General features: G+C 67.6%; 11 protein-coding genes and 2 pseudogenes. 7 read left to right on the top strand and 6 right to left on the bottom strand.

Annotated features, from left to right (window positions below):
- The first annotated feature begins 192 nt into the window (after positions 1–192).
- Entirely contained in the window at positions 193–1,104 is a 912-nt protein-coding gene (locus ABZT03_RS40610; RefSeq protein ID WP_356048761.1) for a hypothetical protein, read from the top strand.
- A gap of 360 nt (positions 1,105–1,464) precedes the next feature.
- On the opposite strand, the gene ABZT03_RS40615 is transcribed toward ABZT03_RS40610, so the two are convergent.
- On the bottom strand, positions 1,465–3,327 hold the full coding sequence (locus tag ABZT03_RS40615) for a leucine-rich repeat domain-containing protein (protein WP_356048763.1): 1,863 nt from the start codon (positions 3,325–3,327) through the stop codon (positions 1,465–1,467).
- A gap of 483 nt (positions 3,328–3,810) precedes the next feature.
- On the opposite strand from ABZT03_RS40615, the gene ABZT03_RS40620 reads away from it, so the two are divergent.
- From ABZT03_RS40620 to ABZT03_RS40635, 4 genes are read left to right on the top strand one after another with little or no spacing between them, the layout of a single operon-like run.
- Complete coding sequence (locus ABZT03_RS40620) at positions 3,811–4,440, top strand: hypothetical protein (protein ID WP_356048765.1); 630 nt, start codon at positions 3,811–3,813, stop codon at positions 4,438–4,440.
- Between the two features lie 29 nt (positions 4,441–4,469).
- A complete protein-coding gene (locus ABZT03_RS40625; RefSeq protein ID WP_356048766.1) occupies positions 4,470–5,582 on the top strand; it encodes a bifunctional DNA primase/polymerase in 1,113 nt (370 codons plus the stop codon).
- The gene (locus tag ABZT03_RS40630) at positions 5,579–7,120 is read left to right on the top strand and encodes a phage/plasmid primase, P4 family (protein WP_356048768.1); all 1,542 of its coding nucleotides are present in this window, start codon (positions 5,579–5,581) and stop codon (positions 7,118–7,120) included. Before ABZT03_RS40625 ends, ABZT03_RS40630 begins: the two co-directional genes overlap by 4 nt.
- A complete protein-coding gene (locus tag ABZT03_RS40635) occupies positions 7,117–7,518 on the top strand; it encodes a DUF6009 family protein (RefSeq protein WP_356048769.1) in 402 nt (133 codons plus the stop codon). The genes ABZT03_RS40630 and ABZT03_RS40635 overlap by 4 nt, the downstream gene beginning before the upstream one ends.
- Before the next feature lie 102 nt (positions 7,519–7,620).
- On the opposite strand, the pseudogene ABZT03_RS40640 reads toward ABZT03_RS40635, so the two are convergent.
- Together ABZT03_RS40640 and ABZT03_RS40645 are read right to left on the bottom strand one after the other, a co-directional pair.
- A pseudogene (locus tag ABZT03_RS40640) lies at positions 7,621–7,832 on the bottom strand (ISL3 family transposase); the annotation flags it as partial.
- Positions 7,833–7,878: 46 nt separating this feature from the next.
- Positions 7,879–8,064, bottom strand: a complete 186-nt coding sequence (locus ABZT03_RS40645; protein ID WP_356048771.1) for a hypothetical protein — start codon at positions 8,062–8,064, stop codon at positions 7,879–7,881.
- A 483-nt stretch (positions 8,065–8,547) separates the two neighbouring features.
- Here ABZT03_RS40645 and ABZT03_RS40650 point away from each other — a divergent pair, with 483 nt between their 5' ends.
- Positions 8,548–10,164 (top strand): IS1182 family transposase, encoded by a 1,617-nt coding sequence (locus tag ABZT03_RS40650; protein WP_356048773.1) that lies wholly within the window; start codon positions 8,548–8,550, stop codon positions 10,162–10,164.
- A gap of 24 nt (positions 10,165–10,188) precedes the next feature.
- Positions 10,189–10,407 carry a hypothetical protein gene (locus tag ABZT03_RS40655; RefSeq protein ID WP_356048775.1) on the top strand — a complete coding sequence of 73 codons (219 nt, stop codon included), beginning with the start codon at positions 10,189–10,191 and terminating at the stop codon, positions 10,405–10,407.
- 285 nt (positions 10,408–10,692) lie between these two features.
- On the opposite strand, the gene ABZT03_RS40660 is transcribed toward ABZT03_RS40655, so the two are convergent.
- The 3 genes and pseudogenes from ABZT03_RS40660 to ABZT03_RS40670 all read right to left on the bottom strand — a co-directional run.
- Complete coding sequence (locus ABZT03_RS40660; RefSeq protein WP_356048777.1) at positions 10,693–11,334, bottom strand: response regulator transcription factor; 642 nt, start codon at positions 11,332–11,334, stop codon at positions 10,693–10,695.
- Between the two features lie 203 nt (positions 11,335–11,537).
- A pseudogene (locus ABZT03_RS40665) lies at positions 11,538–11,880 on the bottom strand (IS5/IS1182 family transposase); the annotation flags it as partial.
- A gap of 158 nt (positions 11,881–12,038) precedes the next feature.
- Positions 12,039–12,422, bottom strand: a 384-nt coding sequence (locus tag ABZT03_RS40670) for a sigma-70 family RNA polymerase sigma factor (protein ID WP_356048778.1), incomplete at its 5' end; no start/stop codon positions are given.

Genomic DNA, 12,422 nt, shown 5'->3' on the forward strand with positions numbered 1-12,422 from the left:
ACGGTACTTGAACGCCCGCTTCACATGGTTTGCGGTCACCGCCCGCAAACTAGCGCCACTACTGGACAGGACCAAACCTGCGGGTCAGAGCACCGCGATTCGCCCTGGCAGCGAATCCCGGCTCCCTGCCCCGCTCCGCAGGAGTCCGATTCCTCCCCGACCTGAAGGCCGGGGTTTCCTCGGAGGTATCCGATGAAGCGCCCGACCCTGTCCGTGGGCGCCCGCATTGCGGCCCACCACCTGAGTCGCGCCCCGCTGCCCGCCCCACCGCACCTGCCCCGGCTGCGTCACGGCATCCGGTTCCTGAGCCTGCCGGACGGTACCCAGTTCGACGGCGGGCCCGAACGAGAGGTCCTGCGGGGCCCGGCGACCCGGACCCCTGCTGCCGCTTCTGCTCCCCCTGATGGACGGGACCCACGCTGTGGACTTGCGGCGGCGGTCGGCCGCGAAGCCGCGCTGGTCAACCGGGTGCTGGCACTCCTCCATCTCCGCGGACTGCTGGAGGAGGGTGGCTCCGCCCCCACGGGCAGGCCCGCGGCAGAGGCGCTGGCCAGACTCGGCGCCACCACCTGGGTGAATCTCACGCAGGGCAGACCCTGGACCGACTGGCGACCGCCCGGGTGGCCCCGCACGGCCCCCACACCCCACCTGTCAGGACTGGCCGATGCCCTGAGCGAAGGCCGGGACGGGAACCCTGGTCATGGGAGGGTCCGAGCAGGCCCCCACGACATCGCCGGGGAACAGACGGAGCGGCTGTCCCAGGCGTACGCGCGTGACTCGGTGCCACTGCTGCCCTGGTTCGTCGAGGGACCCGTCTCGGTGATCGGCCCACTGCTGGCGTTCGAACTCGATCTGTCTCTGGGCTGCCTGCGCCTGGAACTGGGCAGCGCCGGCAACACCACGGCGCCCGGCACCGCCGATCCCTGGACGGGGATTCACTGCGCGCTGGCCTGCCGGCAGGTCCTGGCCCTACTCGCCTACGTGCCCCCCGCTAGCTCCCTTAACGGTGCCACCCAGCACGACCTGGAGGCATGGACCACCGAACAGGACATGCCCACCGCCCACCCGTCCTGTCCCACCTGCCACCCACGGCTGGCCCCGTAGGTGGCGGAGGACCCCCGCTTCATGGCTCCGTTCCGGCAGCAGGCCAGCCGCTCGACGTCGGCCCTTTGACCCTCGTGGCCCGGTACCACCAGGCGATCGTCAAGCCCACACGCCACCGGATCACCCTTAAGGCCGAACTGCAGTCCTTGGACCCCCGGTTCCGGGACCGGGCCAAGAAGCGCCGCCATTGACCTAGCAGTCGTTGATCGTTAATTGGTGTGTGACTTCTGCTGCTGGTGCGTCAGTTCCTCGTCGGGGCCCGAAGCTGGAGCCGTTGCTGCTTTCCGGTCTGCGGACCCACGTTCGTCATCTCACGGGAGCCGCACAGCCAGTGCGCCCTGTGGCTCGGGCCCGCGATCATCAGCGAGATATGGTCACTCCCCGCTCGGTGAGTGCGGTGTGTACGGGACCGGGCCGCCCCTCGTACGCATCCCACCACAGGCGGTGGGGGAGTGTGGCCTGTGTCAGGGATGGCAGGTCGAGCAACGGGCCGCAGTCCTTCAGGGCCCCGCAAGGTCCGAGGTGGACCTCGGTGAGGTCGGGCATGCCGGACAGCGCGCTGATGTCCTCCAGCTCGGGCGCGCGCAGGTGCAGGATGCGGAGGTTCTTGTGGTCGGCCAGGCGGGAGAGGTCCCGCCAGTCCACCTCGGCGATGTGGAGCTCGGTGACCGGCCCGGCCGGGATGTCCGTCACGCGCGGGCAGTTGGCGAGTGTCAGTTTCCGGAGGCCGGGGTGGTCCTGCAGGGCGTGCAGCGAACCGAGGTTCGGTGTCCCGGAGAAGTTCAGTTCGTCCGCGGGCGTACCGGCGAGGCCGACGGGGTCGACGAGCACCGGGCAGTCCACGACGTGGAGTTGGCGCAGTGCGGGCAGGTCGCCGAGGCCGTCGAGGCCGGTCAGCGAAGGGCAGTCCTGGATCCACACCTTGCTCAGGGCGGGCAGCTCACCGAGCCGGCCGGGGCTGCGCAGCGTGCGGCAGCCGAAGACGGACAGGTCGGCCAGGTGGTCCTGACGTTCGAGGCCCTGCAGGGTGACCACACCGCCGCAGTCAGCCACACGCAGGGACTCCAGGCCGGAGACAGCCGCGAACGGCGAGAGGTCGCGGAGCTGCCCGAGCTTCCGCAGGCCGAGCTGGGGCAGGCAAGGCAGGTGGGTGAGCGCGGAGAAGTCCCGCAGGGCGGGGCAGTCGGCGAGCCAGACCCACGTCAGGGCGCGGAGTGCTTCGACTCCGCGCAGGGAGGTGAGCTGCTCGGACCCCTCGACGGACAGCTTTTTCAACCGGGTCAGCGCGGATACTGCGCGCAGGTCTGCCAGTTGGGGGCAGCCCACGATCCCGAGGTGGTCCAGGCGGGGGTGAGTGCCGAGTCCGCGGAGGGTCTCCAGGCGGGGGCAGTCGTGCAGGATCAGTTCGGTCAGGCCGGGCATGGCGTCGATACCGGTCAGGTCCCGCAGGCGGCTGCAACTGCGCAGGTCCAGGCGGGTCACGGCGGGGACGTCACGCAGGCTGGTCAGGTCACGGATCCCGGTCCAGCCGAGATCCAAGTGGGTGAGCCGGGGTAGCCCGGACAGGTGTGCGGCGTCCTTGAAGGAGCGGCAGCCGCGCAGCGATAGTGTCTCCAGCGCGGGGAACGCTCTGCCGAATCCGTCGGCGGACCGCACCCTGGTCATGCTGAGGTCCAGCTCCCGCAGCCGTCCGAGCGTCAGCAGCGGCGCGGTGTCCGATACGGCCCGGCAGCGGTGCAGGTTGAGCCGGGTCAGCTTGGTGAGGCGGCCGACCGGCGTCAGGTCCTCGACGCCCGCGCAGCCGTTGAGGTCGAGGTCCGTGAGGCCGGTGAGCGCGCCGACCTCGGTGAGGTCCGTAATCTCCTTGCAGCGGTCGATGTGCAGGCCGCGGAGTGTGGTGAGGTGGCGCAGACCGGTTAGCGAGGTCATCCGCCGCAGGCGCAGCGCGGTCCGGTTCTCGCGCGCGAGGGTGGGGGCGAGTAGGGCCGCGCAGAAACCGTCCGGGTCGGCGGCCTTGGGCCACAGCCGTAACAGGGTCTCCGAGGGGAACTCAGCCGCGTGCTCGGACCGGGCGGCCAGGGCGAGCGCCGTACCGTCGTCCTGGATCAGGACGAGTTCCCCGATGGCCTTGCGTATTCTGGCCGGTCTGCCCGTCGCCAGCAGCTCACGCAGTTTGCCCAGTTGGGAGGCATCGGCGCCATTGCGGGCGTTGTCTGAGGTCATGGCACGCCACTGTAGAGGCCCGGTGATCGCGATCGCCGGGTTCCGGCGGCCGAGGCGGACGGCGCCTGCCGGCCAGGCTCTTGGTCCGAGGTGCAGGATCCGCTGTCGTCACGGGCAGAGTGGTGCGCTGTGACTGTCTCGGCCGCAGTGGGCTTCCTAGATTGTGGGCGCAGCCATGCTGCGGCCATACGGGGGCAGTGCAGTCCGTGGCCGCTCACCGGCTGTGCCCAGTTCACTCGCGATCTGTTCCCCATGGCCTGTTCTCCCTACCTGTTTCTCCACGCCCCACAGAAGCCGCACGCGACGTCGCTGCGGTTCCGACCCAAGCTCCGCTCGGTGCGCCTCCAGCGGCACACGCGCCGTGACGTCACCGTCTGCCCTACGGAGCCGCTGGTGATTCCGAAGGTCAAGCGATGCCGGGAGACCCACGCTGCGGAACGAGAGTTGCTCCATAGTGACGGGGGACTTTCAAAAAGGAGTCACGTGTCGACAGCCGACCGCGCGCTGGGCATTGGTGCCCATGGCGCTCACCAGGTAGCCGGCCCGGAGACTCCCCCATCGCCGGTCGGCCGACACGTCGCCGGGCGCTTCTACCTCAAGAACCAGTCGGAGGCAGACATCGCCAGGGTCAACATCAGCCGGCACGCGCGCGCACGGTTCAAGGTCACCCGACTCCTCGATGTCGCTGTGGCCCGTGACATCGTACGGATCGACATCAACGTCCCGGCCGAGATCGATGCCCCGCTCTCGCAGGCCCTGACCAAGCATGTCGCATCGCGGAACCCCGTAATTGTCCGTCTGACTCACTGTGAGGGCGGTGTGTCGGCTTCGACAGACCCGCGCCAGGTCCTCCGCTGGCTCAGCACGGCGGCAGCGCAACTACTCTTGAGGACCGCCGAGGAGGGAGACGTCCTCAGTCTCGACGGAAACCGGGCGGTGGAGCGATGGGGTCTTGCCGTTCCGGTGGAAGGCGCTGATAGCGAGGTTGCGCAGGCTGGCCATGGTGCGGGACAGGGCGCCGGTATGGACCTTGGAGTCGAACTCGCGGAAGGTTCGCTCACGTACGTGGTGCAGGAGGTTCTCGATGCCCCAGTGGCCTCTGGTCCTCAGTGAGTCGCTCCGGTCGCTGATGGGGGGTGTTCATGCATGCTGACCTGCGCGTTTCTGGCAGCGACTCGGGGCATCCCGGCCCCGAGTCTTCAGTCGCTCTCTCCCTGGCAACCGCCAGCTGGTGCGCGCGCCGCGGCTGGCCCGTGCACCCGCTGGCCGCCGGCCGTAAGACGCCGGCTGCCAACTGCGCTCAGTGCCGCACGACTTCGCATCCGCCAGCCGAGTGCCCCTGCCTGCCCGCAGGACGCTGGTGCCACGGGTTCCACGCCGCCACCCTCGACCATCGTCATATCACCCAGTGGTGGAACGCCCACCCGGAGTTCGGCGTCGGTATTGCCTGCGGTCCAGCCGGCCTGGTCGTCATCGACATTGATGCCCACTCCACCCTGCCGCCCACTCGGGACCGGATTCTGCCCGGTATCCCGATCGACGACGACATCGATCTCACTGGCCTGGCCAACGGCTTCCACACCCTCGCCATCCTGGCCGCTCTGCGCGGCCAGCGCAGCCCCGCAGAAGACAACACCACGCTGCGCGTCCGGACGCCCTCAGGCGGCTTGCATGTCTGGTATCGGACAGCAGACAACCGGCGCTGGCGCTGCTCTGCTGGCTCCAGCCAGGGCACTGCGCTGGCCTGGCAGGTCGACGTCCGCGCACACGGCGGCTATATCGTCGCCCCCGGCACCACCACCCGTGACGGCAGCTACGTCCCAGTCGACAGCGTCCGCGAACCGGCCGCCCTGCCTATCTGGCTCGCGCAGGAACTCGAACGTACTGGGCACCTGCCCGCACCAGGCATCCCCGCCCCGCGATCGGTCCCGCCGCGCGCCCAGCAGGCTGTGCTCGCCGCGGGCGGCGGCCGCAGCCGCATCCAACGCATGCTCACCTCTGTCCTCGCCCCCGTCGAGGCCTGCGGCCAAGTCACCGAAGGCGCAGGGTTCTCCGACACGCTCAACCGCGCCGCCTACACCCTCGGCGGCCTCGTCGCCGCAGGCCGCCTTGGCGAGGAAGAAGCCGAGCTCGCCCTCACTCAGGCCGCGGCTGCCGCCCGCCCGGGCCAGGAGCGCCGCGCCGCCCAGATCATCCGCAGCGGTATGACTGCAGGCCGCCAGCACCCCCTCCATGCGCGAAGGGAGCCGCGATGATGTCGCACGGCAACAAGATCGAGGCCCTCTTCGAGTTCGACCCTGAAGCCGTTGCCGCTCGGATCCGCGACCAGGGTCGTCTCGCACCACCCACCAAGGTGGCCCTGCCGACCAAAGCCGATACCTCCCGCGCGGGCGCCGGAGAAGCGACCGCTGGCGGGCTCCTGCCCGACACCCTCACCGACCGCGGCAACGCCAAACTGTTCGTCAAGCTGTATGCCAACGACTACCGGCACGTCCCCGGACTGGGCTGGTACCGGTGGGACACCACCCGCTGGCAGATCGACGAAGACGACACCGTGCTTTGGGCAGCTGGCGACCTCGCCGAGGCCATCGCTGTCCACGACCCCCGCGGCGTGTTCACGGCCCAGGCCCTGCAGTCACATCGTCGCCGTGCGCTGTCCACCACGGGCATGAACGCGATGCTCGCCCAGGCCAAGTCCGCCCCCGGCATGGTTCTCAGCGCCGCTCTCCTGGACGCCGACCCGTACGCCCTGTGCACCCCCGACGGGATCGTCGACCTGCGCACCGGCCTGATCGAAGTCCCCGACCCCAAGAAGGACTTCCACTCCCGCTCCACAGCCGTCGGCCCGCAAAACATGCCCATCCCGCGCTGGGAACGATTCCTGACCGATACCTTCGGCGCCGACGCCGAAGACCGGCAGATGATCGCCTACCTGCAACTGTTGCTGGGCTACTCCGTCACCGGCGACGTCGGCGGCCAGGTCCTGCCCTTCCTCTTCGGCTCAGGCAAGAACGGCAAATCCGTCCTCCTGGACGTACTGGTGAAGCTCCTGGGCGACTACGCGGACGCCGCCCCGCCCGGCTTCCTCATGGCCCGCCCCTACGAGGGCCACCCGACCGACCTGGCCGAACTGCATGGCCGACGCGTCATCGTCTGTTCCGAGGTCAAGCCAGGGGACAAGTTCGACGAGGGCCGCGTCAAGCTGCTGACCGGCGGCGACCGCATCAAGGCCCGCCGCATGCGGCAGGACTTCTTCGGCTTCAACCCCACCCACAAACTGTGGCTGCTGGGCAACCATCGCCCCGAGGTCGGCACCGGAGGCTTCGCCTTCTGGCGCCGCATACGGCTGATCCCGTTCGAGCGGGTCGTACCCGACCACCGCAAGATCAACAATCTGGCGGACATCCTCGTCACCGAAGAAGGCCCCGGCATCCTGACCTGGCTCGTCGACGGCGCCCGCCGCTACCTGGCCGGCGACCGCGATCTGACCGGCCCTGAACGTGTCGGGATCGCCACCAGCGCATACGCGGAGACCGAGGACCACACCGGCCGCTTCTACGACGAGTGCTGCCGCCTCGACACGGAGCTGCGAGCGGAACAGACGGCCCTGTACTCCGCCTACCGGGCCTGGTGCCAGAATGAAGGGGCGCCAGCCATATCCTCGCGTGCGTTCGCTGCCCGCACCCGGGAACTCATAGGCCTGGCCTCGCCGAAGAAGATGATCCCGTCCAACCAGCGCAAGCACTACCCCGGTATCGGAATGCTCACCGACGAGGAGAGAGACCACGCATGAGCTCCCTGATTACCGAGGACGAGATCAGCCACGAAGCTGGCATGGTGTGGCTGGAGGACATCGACCACATCGACTACGTCCGCCAGAGCCTGGACCGGCTCCCCACCCGCAACGGAAAGCCCCCCTACCACCGCGACGGCCGCATGGTCGGCTACTCCCTCCTAGGCTCCACCGCCAAACCCTCCCGCGCCTCCGGCACGTTCCGCCGCCGAGTCTTCTGGCTCCTGCCCCACGATCGCGACAGCCAGCCCGAGGGCCTATACGCCAAAAGCGCCCCCGCCGAAGCGGTCGACCCCCGCACCCTCGAGCCCCGCGTCAAGGGATACAAGACGGAACGCTCCGAAGGCGGCCCGCCCTCCAGCGCCATGCAGGAACTCGGTATAACGCTCCCACTGTGACGGGCTGGCCTTGGAGCAAGCACGATTAGCGGTGCCGTTCCGGACTTTTCGGGTCTGGCAAAAGAGCGGCCCTGTCTCGCTTTCGGTGGTGACTGAGGGCCGCTATCCGAGGAAGATGCGGTGCTGAAGCACGGTGAAAGCTGCTCGTCCGTGCATCTGGCGTGCGATCCGTTTGGTCTTGGTGTTCACGCCGTCGGCGGGGACGTTGCTGTACGGAAGCGTGAGCCCGGCGATTACGGCGTCGATGTCCCGGTTCAGGCCCGGGTGAAGGCAGGTAGATGGGGCAGGTCGACTGTTCGGACTTGGGTGATCCAGCGCGTGAGTCCGTCGGCGTGCGGCGTAAGGAGGGGGCGAAGTCCCTCAGGGCCTTGACCCGGAGGTGCCGTCCGCCTCGCGGTGCACGGCCCGTATCCGGGCGGCGAGCCGAGCGTCGGCCGCCTGCCGGGCGGCGACGGCCGTCCGGCGCCAGTAGTAGAAGCTGGAGCGGGCGATGCCCAGGATGGTGCACAGCCGCTTCACGCCGTAGCGGTGGTGGTCGGCAACCAACGAGTTGGTGCGTGATAGCGGTTGGGCATGCTCTGCTGGTGAGGGGTATGGCTGACCGTTCGGTGCTGACGCATCCGTTGTTCACGGGGATCTCGACAGCTCATCTGTCGTCGTTGGTCGGGGAGTTGGCCAGACCGTGGGTGGCGAGGCTTGAGGGGCGTCGGTTCCAGGCGAGGGGCGGGGCTGAGCTTGTTCCGCTTTGACGGACACCATCGGTGTGGTGGTCAGGCTGCGGGTGCAGTCTCGTATTCGGCGGGACTGCGGTAGCCGAGGCTGCGGTGCAGACGGTGCAGGTTGTACCAGCCCTCAATGACCCCGTTGCCCAATTGGGTGAATGCTTTTGATCTCCGTCTTGGCGGGTGGTCGAGGGGTGGACCCTGAGGTGGGGCTTGGGCAGCAAGCCTGTGATTCGATCTTGGGGCGGAGGGTCGGGTGTCGATGCGGGCGGGCGCCGGTCGGGAGGTTCCTGAGGGGACGCGGCTGGTGGCATGGGCTGCGTTCCCAAAGGGCTGTCTGGCGATGCGGGTGCGGGACGCGCTTGGTCCGCTGTTCGACGACGAGATCTTCAGGTCCGCCTTCGGCGTGCGTGGTCGTCCTGGTGTTGCTCCGGGGCAGCTGGCGTTGGTCAGTGTGCTGCAGTTCGCGGAGAACCTGACGGACCGCCAGGCCGCCCACGCAGTACGAGCGAGAATCGACTGGAAGTACTTGCTCGGCCTCGAACTGGCCGACCCCGCCTTCGACTTCACCGTACTGACGGGCTTCCGCGACCGGCTCCTGGCCCACGGGCTGGAAGAGAAGATCCTGGACCTGCTGCTGAAACGGCTCAACGAGCTGGGACTCGTGTCAGGCCGGGGCCGGCAGCGCACGGACTCCACCCACATCCTCGCCGCGGTGAGGGATCTCAACTGCCTGGAGTTCGTCGGCGAGACCCTGCGGGCCGCCCTGGAGGCCGTTGCCGTCGCGACACCCCAGTGGCTCACCTCCTGGATGCCCCAAGGCTGGCAAGAAAGGTACGGAGCCCGGGTCGATTCCTACCGACTGCCCAGCGACGAAAACGAGCGAACCCAACTGACCTGGCGCATCGCGGCCGACGGCTACCAGTTCCTCGAAGCGACCTTCGCGGCCAGTGCCCCGGCCTGGCTGCGGCAGATCCCGGCCGTCGGCATCCTGCGGACCGTATGGCTCCAGCAGTTCCAGCGCACGATCACGGACGGAGTGCAGGAGGTGGCCTGGCGGGGGAAGGACGAGCTCCCGCCCAGCAGAGCACGGATCACCTCGCCCTACGACCCCGACTCCCGTAATGCCGTCAAGCGCGGCTCGGCCTGGGACGGCTACAAAGTCCACTTCACCGAGACCTGCGACGCCAGGGAGACCGGCCGACCGCACCTGATCACCCATGTGGTGACCACGGACGCCACGGTCGGCGACCCCATGGTCGTCGACGAAATCCACGACCAGCTCGAGACCAAGGGCCTGCTGCCGGGCGAACACCTGATGGACGCCGGCTACATCTCCGCGGAACTCCTGCTCACAGCGCCAAGCCAGCGAGGTGTCCGCGCTATCGGCCCGGTCCGGCCCATGACCCGCCGCACCGTCCAAGGAACCGGCTACGGCAAGGCGTCCTTCACCATCGACTGGGACGCTCGCCGGGCAATCTGCCCCGCCGGCGCCCACAGCCGCTACTGGACCGAGGGACTCGACAACAACCAGCGACCTGCGATCCGCATCCGCTTCGCCACCGAGACCTGCGCGCCCTGCCCCTCCCGCGGGCAGTGCACCAACTCGACACGCTACGGCCGGCAGCTCACCGTCCGCCCACAAGATCAAGACGCCGTCCTCGAACGTGTCCGAGCCGAGCAGAGCACTGAGGAATGGAAGGCCGTCTACGCGATCCGCTCCGGCGTCGAAGGCACAATCCACCAGGCGGTCACAGCCGCCGGCACCCGCAGAACCCGCTACACAGGACTACGGAAGACCGCTCTCGCACACATCCTCATGGCCACCGCCGTCAACCTGCTCCGACTCGACGCCTGGTGGACTGGACAGCCCCTCGCCCCCACTCGAACATCACACCTCGCCGCCCTCGACCTCGCCGCATAAGCAATTGGGCAACGGGGTCCCTCAATGAAATCGAAGATCGCGGTGTGGGCTGTGGCCCGGCTGGGCCAGGCCGGGCGGGCAGGGGCAACGGGCAAGGCGCGGCGACTCCTATACCTGCCGCAGGACTCCTTCGCCTGGCTGACCCGCTACAAGACCCACCGCCGACACTTGGCCCACGGCCACCTCAGCCGCAATGAGTGCGAACACCGACACCACGCCGCTGAACTCACGCTCGCCACGTGATCAATAACCGCGTGCTCACCTTCACGGGGGAAGGCCCCTCGACAGCGATCGACTGTGGAGTCCGCGCCGTGCTGTGGCGCTTTCACCCGGTTCGCCTTCATGCGCGCCCTGCTCACCATCTCGGAAGGCGGCGGCAGCTCCCCGCCTACCTTCCAGGGTACTCAGATAGAACAGGTTCTAGAGGATGTGGTCAGGCCGGCGAAAGCCGGGACGCTCCTGCGGAGGCTCCACACCGAAATCCAACTTGCCACCGAAGGGCGACTCTGATCTTTGATTTTTTTCCGCTCAGATTATGCCGGCACGTATGGCGTATGAGACGGCGTGGGCTCGGTTGTTCAGCTGTAGGCGCTTCATCAGGCCGTAAAGCGTGTACTTGACGGTACGTTCGGAATAGGCGAGTTTTGATGCGATCTCGGAGTATTCCTTGCCTTCGGCGATCAGGCGCAGTACGTCCACTTCGCGAGGGCTCACTCCGGACGCGGTCAGGCCTCGCGGGGCGAGAACTTCCCGTTGGGTCCAGCGGACCTGTTCCATCAAGGCGCCTTGGAGGGTGTGCGGAAAGTTTCCGCCGCCGCCTGCGATGGTGAGCAGGGTACGGATGAAGATGGCCGGAGTGAAGGCGTCGCGCCACAGCACGGCGCGGACTCCACAGTCGACCGCCGCCGTGATGTCGGCCTGCCACTGCTGGCCTGTCACCATCACAAAGCGCGCATCGGGAGAGTCGTTCAGACTGCGCAACAAATCCAGGGCGGAGGCGTCAGTGACGTCCACAGCCACCACGATGACATCGGCTTCCTGCATCTTGTCAGATGGGAGTTCGCTGACACGACGGTCATGCTGAAGGTAGCTGACCAGCCCTGCGCGGATGATGCCGTCGGGTGCGTGAATCGCCACGCGCACGGTGGCTGTGAGTAGTTGCTGAGGCATTCGCCCTCCCCCGGTCAGGAACAAGAAGTCGCGAGATTCAAGAGGCTGATGTTGCCATGGTGATCAGGCTCCTTTGCCGCCATCGGCCCTTCGCTCGCTAAGGGCAGGGAAAACTGGCGCAAACGGTCCGAACGCCGCCAGGAGTTCGGGGGCAGCCGGTCAGTCACTGTCTGTGGTCATTGGATCGCCGATGAGTAAGCCGGTCACCCGCACCGGGTTGGTGTCGCCTCGTCCGTTATGTTCTTGGCAAGGTTGTCGATCGAGGCGACGTGGATCGTGGCCCGGAGCTGGCGGGAAGGGCCTCGTAATCGCGAGAACGGCGCCGGCGCAACATAGGCCAACACAGGCTTCGCCCGACTGCCTTTTGACAACATGAAAGCCACGACCTTCGGGGTTTCGACGTCAGTTCCGCGACGTGCGCCGTGCTCGATGGCAGCAGTTCTTGAAGATGGTGTCGAACCAGCTCTTGGTGATGGTTGGAGACGTCCTTTTGGCTTAGTCGAGAAGACGCATTCCTGCGGCGTTCTCTGAGACCGCGTTTGAGATCTGCCGTTTCCTGGTGCGACTGCGGTCGTTGAGCCGCCTGTGGGGCACGATCGCGTCGAAGGCGGGAGTCTCGGTGGAGTCCGCGAATCAGTTCATGGAGTTCATCAGTTCCTCTTCGAAGGGTGTGCAGCCGGAAGGCCCTGCATCGCCGTAGGGGGTCATCGGATTCCTTCCGTGTGCTGCCGTGGTGGCAGGTCGGAGTGGGCGGGACACTGACTTCTGAGCTTCTCGATCCCGCGCGCAAGCTGGGAACGCACCGTGCTGGCCGATACGCGCAGGTCTTCCGCGATCTCGGTGTCGGACAGGTCGTGGAAGTACCGCAGGACCACAACCATGCGCATCCGCATAGGCAGTTGCTGCAACGCACGAACCAACTGGTCCCGGATGTCCACCTGTCCGTACTCATCACCCGGCGCGGCCCTGTCGTCGCCCTCCGCGCCGGGGGTCGTGGCCAGACGGCGGAACCTGCGCCAGCGGTCGTTGGCCAGGTTCACCATGATCCGCCGCACGTAGGCGTCGGGAGCATCCTTCCCCACGATGAC

Origin of the sequence: Streptomyces sp. NPDC005574 (assembly GCF_040605435.1) — a bacterium.
Classification (GTDB): Bacteria; Actinomycetota; Actinomycetes; order Streptomycetales; family Streptomycetaceae; genus Streptomyces.